The sequence below is a fragment of the Affinundibacterium macrobrachii genome (assembly GCF_014652415.1).
GTDB lineage: Bacteria > Pseudomonadota > Gammaproteobacteria > Burkholderiales > Burkholderiaceae_D > Undibacterium > Undibacterium macrobrachii.
The window spans coordinates 95,448-113,262 of the sequence record NZ_BMYT01000004.1; the positions used below are offsets into that span (position 1 = coordinate 95,448).

Consider the following 17,815-nt stretch of genomic DNA (forward strand, 5'->3'; position numbering starts at 1 on the left):
ATTTGAGGAAACGCATTATGAAAGCAAGTACATTATCATCAAACTTTATCGTGCTTGATTCGAAGTTGTGCGCGCATTCGGTGCCAGTATCGCCGAGCCTCTATCCTGATTTGGATGCGAATTTTCAGAATTTTCGGTCTTGTATTTTGGTGGCTGAATATCGCTTTGATGCAGATTGGCCGAGCTGGGAAATGCATCCTGCTGGTGATGAGATATTACTGCTGCTGGCTGGTGCTGCAGAAATCCAGCTGATGCAAAACGGTGAAGTTGTATCTATTCAGTTTGATCAAGTTGGAACAACATTGATCGTGCCAAGAGCAACTTGGCATACAGCTAAAGTTAAAGAGACATGCCGTATCGTGTTTATGACCCCTGGCGAAGGAACAGAACATGCTGAGCAGCCGCCAACAGCATAATCATTGAGTGATACTAAGCTTAAATCGTAATCAATGCTTTACTGGCATTCATGAAATTTCAGGAGATGGGCGTCAACAATGCAAGAAGCAGACCTTTTTTATTACGCACGTAGTCGACAGCAGCAAGCAAAGGTGGCGGCTATCAATGTGATTTTTTTGCCGATGGTGCTTGGTGCGTTTTTATATTTGGTTCGAAGTAGCGAGCAGTTCGAGCAAACACAAAACATTATTTTGATTGTACTCATTATCGCTGAAGTGTTCTTGCTGTTGTTGATTGTGTGGTTGCTTCGTAATCCTGCAAGCTTCTTTATTCGATTAAATCAGCATGAATTGACGACGTTTCATCCTATGTTTAAAGAATGGACTTTTTCGGTTAATCCCTCAGAGATCGTCGAAGTAAGACAATCGACTGATAGCGAAGCGATGCTAAGTTCGATTCGCATCATCATGCGGGATGGAAAGAGCTATGCATTGAGTCCCAACTTTTCTTATGACAGAAAACAGTTGTACCAAGCATTAGCACATCTCAATCCCGCAATTATTTTTCCGAAACATATCGCCTTATTTAGTGCCGATCGACATACAAATTAGTCTAATCGCTAAAGTGAATGGCAAGTCGGATTAGGCAGTCACCAAAAAGTCGATCACAATTTCACCCGGTTCGCGTGAGATATACGCCATTTTAATTTTGTCACCAAAGTGATCGCCAATTTGATGCAATAGCGGGATAGGATCATGGTCATTACAAAAGCGCATAGTTTCTCCCGGCATCAATGCAGAAAGTGCGCCAAAAATAGCGGCATGACGAAAGCGTTTAGCAACGCCGCGTGCATCAAAAGCATAAGTTCCCGCATCGGTCAGCGGGCGTGCGCAATCGTGTGGCATAAGTATCCTCTTTGCGTGTTTAAAATTGTTGTTGCGTTTCAAAATGAAGCTCAAGATCAAGCTCAGTTCGATAAGCCTACGTTGAAATTTTTTAATTGGCGAAAGGAATTAAAACGCGCGATCAGTTATCTTGATGACGATCAGTTTTGCGGATCACTCTCGTACTTGTAAGCTTGAGTCAGGTGGCTTTTTTTATTGATAGCTTGCCTTACTTAGATTGCGTAGAGCACACGTATAACCGACAGAAAAACAGCTTATCTGATCTAGATAAGCTGTCATTTATTTGCACTGTGTGCGTCGTTATTTCAGTTGGGCTCAATCCTCAAAAAATATCTTCTCAATCGGTTTACCAAATAATCGACTAATTGTGAACGCGAGTGGCAAGCTGGGATCATAGCGGCCTGTTTCAATGGCATTGACGGTTTGGCGCGATACTTCTAGATGATCGGCGAGCGTTGCTTGGCTCCATTCTTTCTCGGTGCGCAGTTCTTTTACGATGTTTCTCATTGTTCGCGCTCCAAGATAAATTTGCGCACGAGGGTGATTAAGCCCCAGCTGCCCATAAACACGACATAGATCACAAAGCCGCTTAGTTTGGGATAGCCCATTCCTTCTAGAAAACCATAGCTAAAACTGAACACGGCAGTTAAGCCACCAGCTAGAGCTAAGGCTTCGAGTAGCCAAACGCGCATGTATTCGTCCATGCGTCGAAAATGACGAATGATGGCCCAGAATGCGCCAAGTGCTGGGAAGATAGGTGTCAATACGATGGCGGTACGTAACCAGCCGTTTTCCATAGGCTTAGCGATATAAATGGATGCGAACAAGACAGCGGTGTAGAGGATGATGCTGATCCCTAGTTCGCTGCTATATTTTTTTGCGTCTTTTTTTTCTTTTTTAGAATATTCATTGTTGAACATAGATTTCCTTTGGCATTGAAAAATAAATGTAAAGTTGGCTTGACACAGCTTCGCATAAAAAAAGCAAGACGGTTTTTCGTCATGCCAGTTAATGTGTTGTGCCAATCTCGCTTTACATGTTCAAAAACATTGCTGTGTAAAGCTTAGTTGACATCATAAACGAATAAAAAAATATGTCAAGCATGCTTTACATGTTCTTGCGTGAATATCTTGTTTGTTGTTTCAAGGGACTATTCAGTCTTATGTGAAGCGATTTAGTGGATGTGATGCAGCACAAGAGATGCGTTAGTCATGGTTAATAATCTATGCAAGCAGGATGGCATCGGATTTGCTTGATGTTCGAGGAGCTTGTTTGTCGTGTTCATAAATACGACGAAACCAAGAAATAGTTTCTGTATGAATTGACTTTACTAAATTGAAATAGCAAACTTTTGCGCTATTCACAAGTAAAAATGTTACGGCTCACTTTGGATACTGATGCCCGAGGCGAGCTTGTCGATGCTAGAAGTTTTTTTAGGAAAGAGGGGAAAGCATGTCGAATATTGCGGGCAAAGCCTATGCCATGAATGTGATTACACCGATACGGTGGTACACAGTTTGGCTGAATAAACTGATTTTTTGGATAGCATTAAAGAAGCCTTCGACCCTGAAAGGCTTGATTACCTTATCTTTGATTCACTATGCGCGCTGGGTGATTATTGGTAGGAGGCAGTTTCCGCATCTCGACCCTAAGCAGCCCCGAGAGGAATTAAATTATTCCTACATGCTGTTCTTCAGTAACTTTAACGGTAGCTGGGATCAGTATGTGGATTCATTCACCTTCGCTATTCCAGGTGGATTGGATTTGTTTTGGAAGTGGAATATTCGTTATCCAAAGTCAGTTCCACTGACGCCATTTCATAACTATATTCGCTACAACCAAATTGAAACTATTCACTACTACAACGCCTATCCATTAGCAGCATCCAACGATATCAAGAGTGCGAAGGCGGTGAAAGACGCCTTGATCGCGTTTCAAAAGCAGCCCTTAGATGCAAGTGATGAAGCGTTTATGAAGCGCTATAACGCCTTGGTGCGCGGCTTGCAGCACGACTTAGGTGAAATGCACCCAACCCCGATTATTAGTATGTCGGCGTATCAGGTGCAGCGTCGCCAACGCTGGCATGATGGTCGTTTAAAACAAGAAATCGCAGAGCAAGCAATGCTAGATCGTGGCATGGAATTGGCGAACTCTACCAATAGCAAAGGAGAGCAACATGGCAGGTAATGTTAGCGGTAGAGCTTATGCTTTGACCATTTTGTCGCCGATCAAGGATGCCTACACAGCAGATGAAATTGCTTATGCCGATGTGATCCGTGATCAGTTGCAGCAATGGAATTTTGAGCACAATAGCCCGATGGCGAAGGTGCCTCAAACTTATCTATGCCGTTTCTTTGTGCTAGATGATGTGTACACCGAGTCTTTACCGACTGGTGGCGTATTGGATACGTTGACCGATTTTTTGCCTGCAGTGCCCGATTCAGTGCGACGTAATACCTTGCCTAAAGAGGACCATTTAAAAAATCGTTACTTGGTGTTTTCTTGTAATTTTCATGGCGGCGAAAATGCCGACCTTGATGGCTATTTGCGCGGCATGTGGCAAGCAATTGGCGTGCGTGTTCAAGAGATTTGGCAATACTGTTACGGCTTTGATTCAGTGCATGATGCAGAGTCATTTATTCGTTACATGAAAAAATGCCAGTTACCAGCTTCCTTGTTTTTTAATGGTTCCAATGATGAACCACTAGAAGAACAATTAAAGGCGCTTTATCTCAAGCAAGAATTTGCTAAGTTCACCATTGAAAATCAAGGCTTAGATGCGGCGACGATCAAAATGAATTTGCAAGCTTTTATGCAGCGCGTTGCTCCGACCAATCTCGCCGCGCCGACTTGGTCCGCCGGTAAATACAGACTATAAATAGGTGATGCTGTGACTAAACAATTAGATTTAACCGATATACAGGGCAATGTGATTCGCGCATATGGGCGTTTTGGTTATCCTGTCGCGCGCTATGTTTTTTTGAATATTCGAGATTCTGATCTTGGTCGTGCTTTTGTTGCTGCCGTAAGCAAGCGTGTGACAACCGCAGTCGAGTGGGGTGATGGCGCAGGGCAAATTAAACAACCGAATTGGACTGTGAATATCGCTTTTGCGTATCAAGGTTTAAAAGAGTTAGATTTACCACGTGCGTCCTTGATTGGTTTTTCGCGTGAATTTGTCGCCGGCATGAAAGATAGGCGTGATATTTTGGGAGACGATGGTGCTAGTTCTCCTGAACACTGGGACCCAATTTGGGTTGGCAATCGCGAAACACGTGAACGCGATGTGCATATTTTCATTTCTTTAAATGCGCGACTTCCCGCTTTGCTTGAGGAAAGCTATCAATGGTTGTTGTCGGTGGTGGAGCAGCATCAAGGTGGCGTTGTTATATTGGGCGGACATCGCGCTGATGATGGACAGCTACTCGATTACCAAGACGTTAAAGTGGTCATGGAAGATGGCAAGCCAACCTCGAAAGAACACTTTGGCTACACAGATGGCATTGGTGACCCAGTCTTTGAAGGAACACCAAACTACGATTTAAATGTAGAAGGCCGTGGCAAACAAATGGACGATGGTAGCTGGGCGCCATTGGCAACTGGTGAATTTTTGTTAGGGCATATTGATGAAGCACATGAATATCCACCAGCACCACAACCGATACTGTTATCACGCAATGGTACCTATATGGTTTATCGCAAATTGCATGAAAATGTCGCTACTTTTGATGCGTATTTAGAAGAACATGGGAAAAAATACCCAGGCGGTAAAGAGTTATTAGCTGCCAAATTTGTAGGACGTTGGCGTGATAACGGTGCTCCATTGGTGAAAGCCCCTGATGCAGAAAGTAAAGCAAAATTCGATATGGCATTGATGGGTGCAGATCAACAAGGTAAAGATAAATTGTTGAGTGACTTCACCTACGATGACGATATGAGTGGCGCGAAATGTCCATTCAGTGCGCACATACGTCGGATCAATCCTCGTGCATCATTAGAAATGGTCAAAGGCGAAAAGCCCGGCAGTATGATCTTCAATAAAGATGCTTTCGATACGCCTGGTGCCCTGACTAACCGTCGTCGACTCTTGCGTCGCGGTTTGCCATATGGACAGGTGAAAGATCGTAGTCGGGATGATGGTAATCATGGCATAGTGATTATGATGTTAAACGCAGATATCGCTCGCCAATTCGAATTTGTGCAACAGCAATGGATCAACTACGGTAATGATTTTCAAGCGGGTAGCGATAAAGAAATTTTGCTAGGAAATCATAGTGCAGATGAACAATTTCCGAGTAAAGCGGTGCTGCAAGTAGATCCTGATAGCGATCAAGCTCCGTATTTCTTGAGTAAGATCCCGCGTTTGGTGGAAACGCGCGGCGGTGAGTATTTCTTCGTGCCGAGTATGACGGCATTGAGAATGATTGCGATGGGAGTTATCGATCCTACCTAAGCGCAGTTTTTTTGCAAACTAAGAGCTTGAATAAAACAAGCGCAAGAAGCGGAATGCTTTTTGCGCTTGTTTTGTTTTGATGTAGGTAGGTTTATTGATTTCTTCGCTTATTTCTATTTACTTATTTTGGCTTTTGCCTAAGCAAGTTTATTCAAACTCTTCCGCTAAATTCTTCCAACCCTTGGTTTTTGCAAACTGGCAGAATTCTTCAGGTGCTTCTAATACGATCATTTTACGTTCTTGTAAGCTTGGATCGGTCGCTTCAAAGTCCGGTCCGACATAGCCAATCTTACGCAACTGGTTCAGAATTTGTTGTACCAACGTTTTGTCTCGGTAAGTTCCTGCTTCCATTGGCGCGGCGAAGTCGACGAACACATCGATAATCCCATAGCCTTCATCGTAAATGCGAATGCCTTTGATGCTATGTTCTTTGCCAGTGGAGTCGGTTGCTTTGAAACTGCCGCAGATTTCGATGTCGGTATTGTTGCTCATGATGTATTCCTATTCATTTCTATTGTAAGTATTTGGCATGATCGACTCTTTAGCCCAATTATAAATCGCTGACTCTCAATGCAAATGACTCAGTCTTTAGCAGATAGTGTAGAGGTTTTTTTGGCTGGGTGAGAACTCACGCAAGTTGTTGTATTGTGAGGCGATTTCTTGTTAACGTTGTTTGTCGATAGTTATGGTTGATTGTCGCGATATCAATCGCTTGTGTTGTTATTCTAAAACGAACAAAATTAGCATGGGAACTTTTTCTTATATTTTCCTTCCAATGCGCTGCTTGTTAAAAGCATTTTAGAGCTTTTATAAGTCGCAAATTAGTTAGTAGTAGGTGCAAAAAAGGGCGCAAGCTGTATTGCTGTGCGTGTTGTGAAAAGGGATCTTGCTCAATTGATGATTCAATAGTGTCGATCAACATATAACAAAGATAATGGAATACCGAGACGATGAAAACCACAAAATTCTTATTGGCTAGCATGGCCTTTTGCATTGCAAATGCATACGCGCAAGATAGCAATAGCGCTGCAAATCCGGCGAATGCTGCTACAGCAGTTTCAGCAGCATCAGTAGATAAGTCAAAAGCTGCAACGGTGAATGAGCGTTTATTGCCCGCTGAATCAGCGGTGCATTCTACTGGGCAAGTCACAATCAAGGGCAAGCTTGTTCCTTACAAAGCCACCGCTGGTACGCAACCAGTGTGGGACAAAGACGGCAAAGTGATTGCCTCTTTGTTTTATACCTACTATCAACGTAGCGATGTGACAAACAAAGATAAACGCCCATTGGTAATTTCGTTTAACGGTGGTCCAGGCTCTGCCTCAGTGTGGATGCATGTCGCCTACACCGGTCCGAAAATGTTGAATATCGATGACGAAGGTTATCCAGTACAACCGTATGGCGTGCGCGATAATCCGCATTCCATTCTTGATGTTGCAGACATCGTGTATATCGATCCGGTTAATACTGGTTTCTCACGTATCTTAGACCCTAAAGCCGATCGGTCGCAGTTTTTTGGCGTGAATGCTGATATCGCTTATTTGGCTGAATGGCTGAATACTTTTGTGTCACGCACGAGTCGTTGGAATTCACCAAAATATTTGATTGGTGAAAGCTATGGAACGACCCGCGTTTCTGGTTTGGCGAAAGAGCTGCAAAACAATCATTGGATGTATTTGAACGGAGTCATTTTGGTGTCACCAACTGGTTTGGGAATTAAGCGTGACGGTCCAGTGAAAGATGCTTTGAACTTGCCTTATTACACGGCGACTGCATGGCATCATAAAGTACTGCCAGCAGATTTACAAAAACGGGATTTGAACGAGGTATTGGCGGAATCCGAAAACTTCACCTTAAATGAATTTATTCCTGCATTGTCGAAAGGTGGTTTCATCGATCCAGTACAGCGCCAACACATCGCTGCCAAAGTCGCGCGTTATGCAGGCGTATCTGAAACAGTGATCATGCAGCACAATTTAGCGATGCCTCCAGCTTATTTCTGGAAAGAGTTATTGCGCACACGCGGTCAGACGGTTGGGCGTTTAGATTCACGCTACTTAGGGATTGATCGTATCGAAGCGGGTAGTGGGCCTGACTACAATGCTGAGTTGACTTCATGGTTGCATTCTTTCACGCCAGCGATTAATCATTACCTGCGTGACGTCTTAAAGTACAAGACTGACGTTAAGTACAATATGTTTGGCCCAGTGCGTCCGTGGGATAACAGTAACGACAATACAGGTGAGGATTTGCGTTTAGCGATGGCAGAAAATCCTTACATGCGTTTGTTGGTGCAATCCGGTTACTATGATGGCGCGACCAATTACTTCGACGCCAAATACACGATGTGGCAGATCGATCCTAGCGGCAAGATGAAAGATCGCATGGAGTTTAAAGGCTACCGTAGTGGTCACATGATGTATTTGCGTTCTGAAGACTTGGTGACATCGAATGAACACATCCGTGAGTTCATTAAGAAGGCGACACCAGCACCTGGACAAGCGGCTAAATACTGAAGTCCGTTAGTCATTTTCGCTTGCTTCGTCTGTGGTGAATCAGATGTGTGATTCATAGACATCAAGTCTGAATGATGTACTTATAAAAATAGGGAGTTCTGATATTCAGAACTCCCTATTTTTTTTATCAACTGCGATGCGGTTTTATTTACTGTTCGTGTACTTCACGTCTAGATTCTTTTTTATTCTCTGAGGTCTTTTCTCGCTCTGGGCGCTCAACTCGCATCACTGGCGCAGTTTCACGTCGTGGTTCAGCCATTCTAACTTCTTGTCTTGGCTGTGAAATCTCGCGTGGCATTTCTCGTTGGATTGTCGCCTGCGGACGCTCTTGAATACGTTCTTGCATGCGCTCAGGTACCCGATCTGCTCTATCAACGCGACGCTCTATGCGATCAGAGCGATCAGTGCGATCAAATCTATCCACTCGCTCAACATTGCGCTCATTACTGATATTGACTGGTCGATTGACGCTCATTTCTGCGTTTGATTGCGGCATTGGATTCACAGTGGGATTGCTGTTGACCTCATTACGATATTCGCGAATCGGATCGATACGATTAATCCGTATTCTTTGGTTATTTCGTTCAGCGGACATTTCTTCTACCGTCCGAATACCAGAGGAGGAATTATTCGGCGCTTGCGTCGCTATCGTCGCGTTTTGTTGTGGAATTGATTCTGCTGAATTAAATCCACGCGATTCGGTTTGTGTAGGGCGTTCAAATCGCTGTGCATTCGCGCTGCTACGATCCGTAGCATTCAAGCTGCGTGACTGCGGTATCGTGTTTGGCGTTGCTAGGCTACTCTCCGTACGAATTTCGGGGCGACGCACTTCTGTTCTGTCTGCGCGCCCAAATCGATCATTATCGATAGTGCGATTGTCTGAGCGATTGTCCGAACGATGATCGTCGTAACGATTGATTCTGCCTGCATCATTGATTTTGATTGGCTCACCTCGGCTTGATCCAGAGATAGTTGGCCGGCTACGGAGCTGATCATTTTCTTGCCAGTTGCGTGGACGCGCATCGCCAAACCGATTGTTTTTCTCGGGCACTAAGTTCGGGCCATCGAGATTGACGCGTATATTTTTGGTGTCAGATGTCCTAAGCGAAGAAGAAGCTGGAAACACATGATCGCCGCGTACAAAGGTTTGTGTCGGTACCGAGGTGATGGCGTTATGTACATGTTGATTGCGGTAGCGATCGTTTCGATAAGTGTCATAGCCACGAGTTGAGCGATTAATCACTGTAGCGTGATTGACGATCACTGTTTGATTCACGTGTTGGATATAGCGAGAACTGCGTGTGTAATGCGGATGATAAACTTCGCCAGGCCCAAGCGGGAACCACGATACTGATGGACCATGACTATGGCGAGAACTCAAATTGATTCCTGCACTTAAGCCTCCGCTACCGACCCCAACCCATGCGACTAGTGCAGGAGCGTAGACTGCGCGGTGATGGCGCTCATAGCGGCCTGGTACCCAGCCCCAGCGTTTGCCGACATAGGCCCAACGTCCATAGTGATAAGGTGCGAAACCCCAAGGTGCGCGATCTACCCAAGTCCAGCCCCAAGGTGCAACCCAAACCCATTTGCCATCACGGTAAGGTGCCCAGCCAACGGAAATGCCGCGTGGATACCAAATCGCACCATATTCAACATGCGTATCCCAAATGCCGTATTCATCTAATTGTTGGTAGCCAACCATATCGCGTGGCACGTAGCGGGCAGAAATCGAATTCTCCTCCGCACGATCACGATCGGCTGCCCATTGATCAAAGCTATCGAATGGAGGAACTCGTGCAATCTGTGTGTGATTTAAATTGGTGCCGGAGAAGCGGGTTTGTTCGCCTTCGCGTAAGGTGATGATATCGCGATCGCCTTGAGCGACACCAATGCCACGTCGAACCATCACGGTACTTGTATTGTCATCATTGACATTGATGCGGTACTCACCAGGTTCTTGAATAGAGAAATTGAGATTGGGCGTATTAATCTCAAAATTCTCGCGTTCTTGTAAGGCGCGCACACGCAATACTAAGCTACCTTGCGACAATTGAATTTGCGTGTTTTCATCATTTAATGTGATGAAACTAACCCGGGTTCGTTCGTGCAAACGTAATGCATTCGCGCCTACCTGCAATTCGGCACGACCGCCATCAGGAACCGAAACACTATCGCCGGTCGAAATAGGGCGATTGGCTAATAAAGGAACCCATTGGTTACTACCTGCATCGGCAAAGCTAATATTGCCGAATGCGTAGCCGACGCGTGCGACACGGCTGGGCGGTTCATAATTTTGATCCTCGGTACCATTTTGCACATTATTTGATGCGCTTGATTGCGGCGGCGGTGGCAGATTATTTTGCGCCTGCGCTGCACTGATTACAAACCAGGAACCGATGGCGAGGGCGGTGAGACTAGCGATTTTCTTGGGGTGTTGCAGTATATTCATGATGTTTCTTTCGCACATTTGAATAGTTGAAAGTGTCAGCGGTACTACCTGTGTGCTCATAACGCAGTCGATCTGATTTTGGATGTCACAAAAATTCACAAAATGCCAAAATTTCTTTGTTTCGCTGTATTTTCACTGTTCTTTCACTGTATTAGCTCAATTGTAGGTAGGTTCGTGCGCTGATTCGATCAACTTTACGCTTATTTACAATCACGATTGTGGAGGTCACTTTATTTTTTTTTTAGATCTCTCGTTTCATACGTTTTTAGAAATGCTTCCGTCTCCTGTACGTGATTTGTTAAGCAAATGAGTCCACCTGTCCAAAATTAGGTTTGATGTAATCAAGCTATGGATATGCTGAAAAGAGACATCTTGTATCGCTTGCTTAATTTGAGATGTACACTTTTTTAACTTATCTAACTAAATTGGTAATTAAAACCAATCAGTAAGTTTCACATCAGGCGAAATCCGGGGGGATGATATGCAAACAATAAAAGTAATTACATCAATCCTTTTGTTGGTGTATTGGCGAGTCAAACAGCGTATTCGTGCCCGCCATGTTTTGCTGCAAGTTATACTAATCTTGATGGGCACTTCTAGCCTAGTTCAAGCGCAAACGACTCTTAACAGTGGCGCGACAGTAAATTTATCGATGGCGCAAGGGCAGGCATTCTCAGGTAATTTTGCTGGCACCGGAACGCAAGATAATGTTTATACCGTGGTTGGGGCCTTACCTCCGGCCATCTCAAGTTCGACGATTCCGAAGCCCCCGCCAGCTACATCAAATCATGAACTGGTGATTTCAGGTACGCCAAGCGCAACTGGTACCTACACAGTAACCGTCAACGTAAGTGCAACATTTTTCTCTGCACCAATTGCTTACACCACCACGATCGTGATTACTGTAACGCCTCCCCCAGTTCCAGCACCAGTTGCAAGTGATTCAACTCATACAGTCAGCAAAAACAGCACGAGCAATAATCTGATGCCTACAATCTCTGGCGATTTTAGTTCGATTTCAATAGCTAGTACGCCCTCGCATGGGACGGCAGTTGTTAGCGGTTCAAGTATTTTTTATACGCCAAATACTTCATACCTCGGTAGCGATTCTTTGCGTTATCAAGCTATTGGTCCAGGTGGAAGCTCCGCGTTAGTGACGATGTCGATCAGTGTGACAGAAGCGACTCCCGTAATTGAAACAAGCAGCGCCCGAGTGACTGCTAACAGTACTACTGCCTTGATTACGCCGACCATCAGTGGCGGTGCAACCGCGATCGATATTGCGACACCTCCAAGTCGAGGCGTCGCGACGGTTGAGGGGCTCGCTATTCGGTATGTGCCAGAGCCCGGATTTTATGGTGCTGATCGTATCGCCATCAGAGCAATTGGACCAGGTGGAACATCTGCTCCGATGATGATTACGATCAATGTGGAAGCGCTTGCCCCAGTATTGAGTCCTGCAAGCTTTGAAGTTGCTGCCAATAGTAGCGCTAATCTGATTATTCCAAAAACTGTCGGTATCGCAACAGCTATTAATGTCATCACGCCTGCAAATCATGGAACAACAATAATTCGTGGCACCGATATCTTGTACACGCCCAATGCGGGTTATGTTGGCGATGATGCTGTGACGGTATCCGCAACTGGTCCAGGCGGAGTGTCGAATGCAGTAAGTTTGGCAATTGTGGTGAAGCCTATTGCTGGCGCATTAAACAACATCACAGTTCAAGCAAATAGTGCTAACAACGTTTTACCTGTTCCTTCGCTCGCAGGTGCGGTTCGGTTGAATTTGACTACGCCTGCGACTCAAGGAACTGCTGTGGTGCAAGGGCTGGGATTGAACTACACACCGAAGCCAAACTTTGTTGGTTCTGATAGCGTGACGTATGCAGTGGTTGGTGTGAATGGTAGTTTTGCTTCTGCGACGATACAGATTTCGGTGGTTGCTGCAGCGCCAGTGTTCAAGGATGCGAGCTTAACTGTCGAGACTGGCCGTAGCGCTAGTATTGATTTGGCGAGTTTAATCTCAGGCCCGATGTTTAATGGTGTAAGTATTCGTTTGAATAGTTCACCCACCCATGGCGTCGCAAGTATTAGTGGAACTGTGTTGACGTATAGTTCAACCGCTGGTTATGTTGGATTAGATAGCCTGCAACTAACCGCGACAGCGATTGGTGGTATTTCGAATCCTGCACAATTATTGATCACCGTTGTTCCTCGCCCCGACCCATCAAAAGATCCAGGTGTAATTGCGATGTTTGCCGCGAATACTGCGACGGTTCGCCATTTTGAACAAACGCAAATTGAACACTTTAATGGACGTATGTTGAGCTTAGCGTCGCAATCAGCGAACGGAAAAAGTACTGCGGGTCAGAATACTGTGACTGAATGCGGTCCAATTTCGTATTGGGTTTCTGGTTTAAATAGTGCGGGACGCTATCGCACTATGAATGGTTTGAAGTACTCGACTTTTGGATTGAGCGCGGGTGGTGATCGTTGTTTTGCAGGTGGACAAACGCATATTGGTTTTGGACTTGGTTATGCGCGCGACCATAGCGAATCTGAGCGAGATCTTTCGTTTATGAAGGCAAGTGCCAATACAGCAGCAAGCTATTTGACGACGCAATTATTTCCGTCCATGCGTTTTTCTTTCATGATAGGTGTGAATCAAATTCAAGACCGTTTCGCTCGGTTTGATGTTCACGACCAAGCGCTTGCTTATGGCGAATGGAATGGTACGCAAATGATTAGCTCTGGCGCGCTTAGTAGCGATGTGAGTATTGGCAAAGCTCTCTTGATTCCATATTTGCGCCTCGATTTAACGAAACTTCAATTAGATCCATTTTCGGAATCTGGCGGTGGTGCTTATCTATTGCACTACCATAAACAGACAATGCAAAGCCAACGCAGTACGTTAGGATTTAATAGCGAGATCAAGCTTGCGACTTCTTGGGGTGAGTTGGTTCCACGCTTAAAGCTTGAATTGCAACGAGATTTTGCTAGACGCGATAGCTTGAAGATCAATTACGTCGACATGCCCGATGCCGTGTATTTGGTGCCGAATAATGATTTAGATCGGCGCGTGGTATTGGTTTCGCTGGGTGCAGATATGATTTGGAAAAACGGCATCATGGCTATCTTTAATTTTAGTCATACCAATGCGAATGCGAAAAATAAATCGAATCGATTCAATGTAAGATTCTCTTATCAATATTAATTTTTCAAAGATGAAGATGCTGGCAGCGAGTAAGCAGAATGCTAGTTCTTGATGCAGTTGAATGATTTTGGTATTGGGTAACGACCGTGTGTGTTTAAATTTTGAACACACACGGAAGAATTCACATGAATGAAGATAACGTAGTTGTGTAACTAAAGCAGGAACAAATGTTCAATAGGTACATTAACTAGCAAGTCATCAAGTGCACAAACTAGTCGATCAAGTCGTGCTAAATGAATGCAGATTGAATTTAAACTCAATGTTTAATCGCATTCGGTGCAACGACACCATCGACTAAGGTATTAGTAGTAAATAATTGCGCACAATCGACTTGATCAAAACTGTAGTGCTTGCCGCAGAAATCACAATTGATATCGAGTTGATTCAACTCTGCAATGGCTGAATTCACTTCCTCTTCGCCTAACATCTTTAGCATGTCGCCCACTTTTTCACGCGTGCAATTGCAATGAAATTGTGGATGTACAGGGTCAAATACGCGTATCGTTTCTTCCCAAAACAAACGTGTCATCAAGGTGTTGACATCGGTACTGAGTAATTCCTCTTGTTTTAAGGTACTACCTAAAATGACTGCGCGATTCCATGCTTCGGTTTCATCTTCTACGCTGGATTCGGTACCACCAATTTTCGGTAATTTTTGCAGTAATAGCCCACGAGCCACTTGCGCATCTGCAGCTAACCACAGTTTGGTATCAAGCTGTTCTGAACGCATCATGTAGTTTTCTATAATGGTGGCAACCGAATCACCGTCTAGTGGAACTATCCCTTGATAAGCCTGTTGGCCCGGCAATTTGTCGTTCGGGTCTAAGGTAATAACGAAACGACCTTGTCCGTGGCTGTGTACTAACTCTGCCAGTGTAGCGTTGTCGGTAATCACTGCGTCCGCTGCAAGCTTGGCGGTGGCTCGCAAACGTTGTGCAGAATCACACTCCACTACCAGTAGTTTAATTGGCCCATCACCATGAATTTGCATGACCATCGTGCCGTTAAATTTGAGATTGGCACTGAGTAGGCTGGCTGCCGCCAGAAGTTCGCCCAAAATCACCTTTACGGGGTGCGGATAATTTTGATGTGACAAAATTTCTTGCCAAGTCTCAGAAAGTTCAACCAATTCGCCGCGTACACCGGCATGTTCAAACATAAATTTTTGCAGATTATCGTTCACAGTTATTCCTAGAGTTGATTCAATTACCGTTGCTTGTTTTTATCGACACTGAGTGGTCGTTTTTTTATTCGACATCAATGCGTTTTAATTGTGTTTTAAATTCTTGCGCACGACGTACATAGTTTTGCGTGTTGGTGTGCATTTTTGCGATTGCGGCTTCATCGAGTGTGCGGATTACTTTTGCTGGTGAGCCAACGATCAGCGAATTATCAGGAAACTCTTTTCCTTCCGTGACCAACGCGCCCGCACCGACCAAGCAATTTTTTCCGATTTTCGCACCATTTAAAATCACTGCTTGGATACCAATCAAGCTGCCTTCGCCAATTGTGCATCCATGTAACATCGCTTGGTGTCCAACTGTGACGTTGTTTGCAATCGTTAATGGAAAACCTGGGTCAGTATGTAATATGCAAGATTCTTGCAAATTGCTGTTGGCGCCAATGTGGATACGTTCATTGTCACCACGTATAACTGTGCCAAACCAGACACTCGCATTTGCCTCGATGGTGACTTTGCCTATGACTTGGGCGCTGTCGGTGATGTAGGCACTGGCATCAATTTCAGGGGAAATGTCAGCTAACTGATAAATGGCCATGATTATTCCGTAAAATAGAGGGATTCCAAATTTAACGCCATTTTACCGCCCAACGCATGAATTCGCCGACTCTCGCACCAAATTCCAATTCAACTTTAACAACTACACTTCCACTTGAACTACGTGAACAAGCCTTATTTTGGCTGGCCGAGCCTGATGCTCGCTTAAAGGCACAAGGTGTCACTGCAATGCGAGCGGCTTATTTGGATCGTCAACTCGCCTTAAATACCGAAGCAGACTTGTCTTGCGCTTATCAAATTCCGGGGAGACCAGCGCGACCAGAGTTAGTGGCGCCTTTAGATGTGAAACGACGGGCAATGAATACGCCCGAAGGTCGCGCTAGTTTGATTCATGCATTGGCGCATATTGAATTTAATGCAATCAATCTTGCACTTGATGCAGTCTGGCGTTTTCCGAATATGCCTGAAGCGTATTACCAAGATTGGCTACAAGTGGCACAAGAAGAGGCTTACCATTTTGGTCTACTCGCAGATCACTTAGTGACGATGGGCTATCAATATGGTGATTTTTCTGCGCATAATAGTTTGTGGGAGTTGGCGGAAAAAACGCAGGGCGATGTATTAGCGAGAATGGCCTTAGTACCGAGAACGATGGAAGCGCGAGGTTTAGATGCAACGCCAGCATTGCAAGCCAAATTGGCACAAGCGAAAGATCAAGCCGCAGCAGAAATACTCGATATTATCTTGCGTGATGAAATCGGCCACGTAGCAATTGGTAATCGTTGGTTTGGCTTTCTTTGCGAGCAACGGCAACTTGATCCCATTACTTGCTTTGCTGAGTTGGCGTTGCAATTTAGAGCACCAGTATTGCGTGCGCCGTTCAATGTAGAGGCGCGATTGGCCGCGGGTTTTACCCCGGCAGAGTTAAGTGCGATGAAGATCGCATAAAAAAGTCGCATAAGAAAATCGATAAATTAAAATTAAAAGGGATGTAAATGATGGGACATCGTATTCAATGCTTATTTGATCCTTTCGTTAGTTGTGATCGCGCCGATCGCGTCGATCGTCTAGGGCTTAGCGCAAATCCAAGAAAATCAAACAGCACAAAAAAAGCTTGGATGACAAGCATTGTTTTGATGTTGGTGCTTTCGCAAACTGCATGCAGTCTTTTCGTTAAGCCAAAGCCTGTGCCGGTTGTCGAACATCGCGTATTAAAAAAGAAAATTGTCATGACTGGTTTCGCCGTCAAAGTGCCATTGCAAGTGCAGGATTTAGATGATGTGGCACAAGGCATCCCGCGAGAGATGCTCAGTCGACTTGAACGTACCGGCAATTTTTTAACGCGTCAGTCGAAAGACTTGTTGTCGTTTGAACTGAAACAAGATCCGCCATCTGCTCAGTTGGTTAAACAAGTCGCTGCGGAAAATGATGCGCAATTTGTGATCGCTGGTGAAGTACGCAATGCCGGCATTCGTAGCGATAAAAAACTATTCGGTCTAATGGAAAATCGTAGCCGTCACATTGAAATTGAATTCGCTATTTATGATGGTTTGACAGGCGCATTTTTGAGTCGTCATCATTTATATCGCCCTGCTGAAGATGATGCAAAAGTGGGGCGCGATAAACCTTTCGGTAGCGTCGCCTTCTATGCAACGAGTTTTGGTAAAGCGATTGATTCGGTGATAGAAGAATCGGTTGCTTGGATTAGAAAAGATTTGGCGGTATTTCCAATGATGTCGCGCATTATTCAGGTCAATGGCAATCAAATCATGTTAGATGCCGGCGTGAATTCGAGTTTGATTGTTGGTGATGTTGGGCTGGTGGTTTCTGATTATGATCAGTTGCCGACCATAGGTCTCACCGCATTGCAGGCACGTCCTAGCTACTACGGTATGGCACAGGCCAGTATGGGTAATGTCAAACTGAATCAAACTCAATTGCAATTTGCGATAGGTGAATTACAAGATAGCGGCGAAGCAAAGGCGGTCAAAGTGAAGGTGGGTGATTTTGTTCGCTTTGATGGAGCCAAGCCTTGATCTGTTGATCTCTTATTTGTCGCCTTAATCAAAGCCTTGGAAGAGAAAATCTCCAAGGCTTTTTTTGTGTGATGCAGCATTTTCGTGATGATGGGTTATAAT

The 17,815-nt window shown here is 44.8% G+C and carries 16 protein-coding genes; 9 read left to right on the forward strand and 7 right to left on the reverse strand.

Annotated elements, in window-relative coordinates; all coding sequences use genetic code 11:
- Positions 1–17 precede the first annotated feature (17 nt).
- Together IE103_RS12460 and IE103_RS12465 are read left to right on the forward strand one after the other, a co-directional pair.
- A complete protein-coding gene (locus IE103_RS12460) occupies positions 18–416 on the forward strand; it encodes a cupin domain-containing protein (protein ID WP_189346463.1) in 399 nt (132 codons plus the stop codon).
- A 78-nt stretch (positions 417–494) separates the two neighbouring features.
- Positions 495–1,007 (forward strand): hypothetical protein, encoded by a 513-nt coding sequence (locus IE103_RS12465; protein WP_189346464.1) that lies wholly within the window; start codon positions 495–497, stop codon positions 1,005–1,007.
- Between the two features lie 30 nt (positions 1,008–1,037).
- Here the strand turns inward: IE103_RS12465 and IE103_RS12470 are convergent, their stop codons facing one another.
- From IE103_RS12470 to IE103_RS12480, 3 genes are all read right to left on the reverse strand, one after another.
- Positions 1,038–1,301 carry a DUF2249 domain-containing protein gene (locus IE103_RS12470; protein ID WP_189346465.1) on the reverse strand — a complete coding sequence of 88 codons (264 nt, stop codon included), beginning with the start codon at positions 1,299–1,301 and terminating at the stop codon, positions 1,038–1,040.
- A 315-nt stretch (positions 1,302–1,616) separates the two neighbouring features.
- Positions 1,617–1,808, reverse strand: coding sequence for a helix-turn-helix transcriptional regulator (locus IE103_RS12475; RefSeq protein ID WP_189346466.1), 192 nt, complete (start codon positions 1,806–1,808; stop codon positions 1,617–1,619).
- On the reverse strand, positions 1,805–2,221 hold the full coding sequence (locus IE103_RS12480; protein ID WP_189346467.1) for a hypothetical protein: 417 nt from the start codon (positions 2,219–2,221) through the stop codon (positions 1,805–1,807). Before IE103_RS12480 ends, IE103_RS12475 begins: the two co-directional genes overlap by 4 nt.
- Before the next feature lie 532 nt (positions 2,222–2,753).
- Between IE103_RS12480 and IE103_RS12485 the strand changes: the two genes are divergently transcribed.
- The 3 genes from IE103_RS12485 to IE103_RS12495 are packed head-to-tail and all read left to right on the forward strand — an operon-like array spanning position 2,754 to position 5,754.
- Positions 2,754–3,488, forward strand: coding sequence for a hypothetical protein (locus IE103_RS12485; RefSeq protein ID WP_229827267.1), 735 nt, complete (start codon positions 2,754–2,756; stop codon positions 3,486–3,488).
- On the forward strand, positions 3,478–4,179 hold the full coding sequence (locus IE103_RS12490; protein WP_189346468.1) for a hypothetical protein: 702 nt from the start codon (positions 3,478–3,480) through the stop codon (positions 4,177–4,179). Before IE103_RS12485 ends, IE103_RS12490 begins: the two co-directional genes overlap by 11 nt.
- A 12-nt stretch (positions 4,180–4,191) precedes the next feature.
- Positions 4,192–5,754, forward strand: coding sequence for a Dyp-type peroxidase (locus IE103_RS12495; RefSeq protein WP_189346469.1), 1,563 nt, complete (start codon positions 4,192–4,194; stop codon positions 5,752–5,754).
- 147 nt (positions 5,755–5,901) lie between these two features.
- Here IE103_RS12495 and IE103_RS12500 read toward each other — a convergent pair whose 3' ends face one another.
- A complete protein-coding gene (locus IE103_RS12500; RefSeq protein ID WP_189346470.1) occupies positions 5,902–6,246 on the reverse strand; it encodes a hypothetical protein in 345 nt (114 codons plus the stop codon).
- A gap of 458 nt (positions 6,247–6,704) precedes the next feature.
- Between IE103_RS12500 and IE103_RS12505 the strand changes: the two genes are divergently transcribed.
- The gene (locus IE103_RS12505; protein ID WP_189346471.1) at positions 6,705–8,270 is read left to right on the forward strand and encodes a S10 family peptidase; all 1,566 of its coding nucleotides are present in this window, start codon (positions 6,705–6,707) and stop codon (positions 8,268–8,270) included.
- Between the two features lie 148 nt (positions 8,271–8,418).
- On the opposite strand, the gene IE103_RS12510 is transcribed toward IE103_RS12505, so the two are convergent.
- Entirely contained in the window at positions 8,419–10,722 is a 2,304-nt protein-coding gene (locus IE103_RS12510; protein ID WP_189346472.1) for a DUF6600 domain-containing protein, read from the reverse strand.
- A 481-nt stretch (positions 10,723–11,203) separates the two neighbouring features.
- Here IE103_RS12510 and IE103_RS12515 point away from each other — a divergent pair, with 481 nt between their 5' ends.
- Positions 11,204–13,939, forward strand: coding sequence for an autotransporter family protein (locus IE103_RS12515; protein WP_189346473.1), 2,736 nt, complete (start codon positions 11,204–11,206; stop codon positions 13,937–13,939).
- Positions 13,940–14,195: 256 nt separating this feature from the next.
- Here IE103_RS12515 and hslO read toward each other — a convergent pair whose 3' ends face one another.
- Both hslO and IE103_RS12525 read right to left on the reverse strand, forming a co-directional pair.
- The gene (hslO, locus tag IE103_RS12520; RefSeq protein WP_189346474.1) at positions 14,196–15,122 is read right to left on the reverse strand and encodes an Hsp33 family molecular chaperone HslO; all 927 of its coding nucleotides are present in this window, start codon (positions 15,120–15,122) and stop codon (positions 14,196–14,198) included.
- Positions 15,123–15,186: 64 nt separating this feature from the next.
- Positions 15,187–15,717 (reverse strand): gamma carbonic anhydrase family protein, encoded by a 531-nt coding sequence (locus IE103_RS12525; RefSeq protein ID WP_189346475.1) that lies wholly within the window; start codon positions 15,715–15,717, stop codon positions 15,187–15,189.
- 56 nt (positions 15,718–15,773) lie between these two features.
- Here IE103_RS12525 and IE103_RS12530 point away from each other — a divergent pair, with 56 nt between their 5' ends.
- Both IE103_RS12530 and IE103_RS12535 read left to right on the forward strand, forming a co-directional pair.
- Positions 15,774–16,625, forward strand: a complete 852-nt coding sequence (locus IE103_RS12530) for a ferritin-like domain-containing protein (protein ID WP_189346476.1) — start codon at positions 15,774–15,776, stop codon at positions 16,623–16,625.
- Positions 16,626–16,672: 47 nt separating this feature from the next.
- Positions 16,673–17,713, forward strand: coding sequence for a flagella assembly protein FlgT middle domain-containing protein (locus IE103_RS12535; RefSeq protein ID WP_189346477.1), 1,041 nt, complete (start codon positions 16,673–16,675; stop codon positions 17,711–17,713).
- Positions 17,714–17,815: the final 102 nt, after the last annotated feature.

What these genes read in the sequence shown, in the direction of transcription:
- IE103_RS12525 (WP_189346475.1), bottom strand. Translation starts at nt 15,717, where the DNA reads ATGGCCATTTATCAGTTAGCTGACATTTCCCCTGAAATTGATGCCAGT.
- IE103_RS12465 (WP_189346464.1), top strand. Translation starts at nt 495, where the DNA reads ATGCAAGAAGCAGACCTTTTTTATTACGCACGTAGTCGACAGCAGCAA.
- IE103_RS12470 (WP_189346465.1), bottom strand. Translation starts at nt 1,301, where the DNA reads ATGCCACACGATTGCGCACGCCCGCTGACCGATGCGGGAACTTATGCT.
- IE103_RS12530 (WP_189346476.1), top strand. Translation starts at nt 15,774, where the DNA reads ATGAATTCGCCGACTCTCGCACCAAATTCCAATTCAACTTTAACAACT.
- IE103_RS12490 (WP_189346468.1), top strand. Translation starts at nt 3,478, where the DNA reads ATGGCAGGTAATGTTAGCGGTAGAGCTTATGCTTTGACCATTTTGTCG.
- IE103_RS12500 (WP_189346470.1), bottom strand. Translation starts at nt 6,246, where the DNA reads ATGAGCAACAATACCGACATCGAAATCTGCGGCAGTTTCAAAGCAACC.
- IE103_RS12510 (WP_189346472.1), bottom strand. Translation starts at nt 10,722, where the DNA reads ATGAATATACTGCAACACCCCAAGAAAATCGCTAGTCTCACCGCCCTC.
- IE103_RS12515 (WP_189346473.1), top strand. Translation starts at nt 11,204, where the DNA reads ATGCAAACAATAAAAGTAATTACATCAATCCTTTTGTTGGTGTATTGG.
- IE103_RS12505 (WP_189346471.1), top strand. Translation starts at nt 6,705, where the DNA reads ATGAAAACCACAAAATTCTTATTGGCTAGCATGGCCTTTTGCATTGCA.
- IE103_RS12475 (WP_189346466.1), bottom strand. Translation starts at nt 1,808, where the DNA reads ATGAGAAACATCGTAAAAGAACTGCGCACCGAGAAAGAATGGAGCCAA.
- IE103_RS12480 (WP_189346467.1), bottom strand. Translation starts at nt 2,221, where the DNA reads ATGTTCAACAATGAATATTCTAAAAAAGAAAAAAAAGACGCAAAAAAA.
- IE103_RS12485 (WP_229827267.1), top strand. Translation starts at nt 2,754, where the DNA reads ATGTCGAATATTGCGGGCAAAGCCTATGCCATGAATGTGATTACACCG.
- IE103_RS12535 (WP_189346477.1), top strand. Translation starts at nt 16,673, where the DNA reads ATGATGGGACATCGTATTCAATGCTTATTTGATCCTTTCGTTAGTTGT.
- IE103_RS12460 (WP_189346463.1), top strand. Translation starts at nt 18, where the DNA reads ATGAAAGCAAGTACATTATCATCAAACTTTATCGTGCTTGATTCGAAG.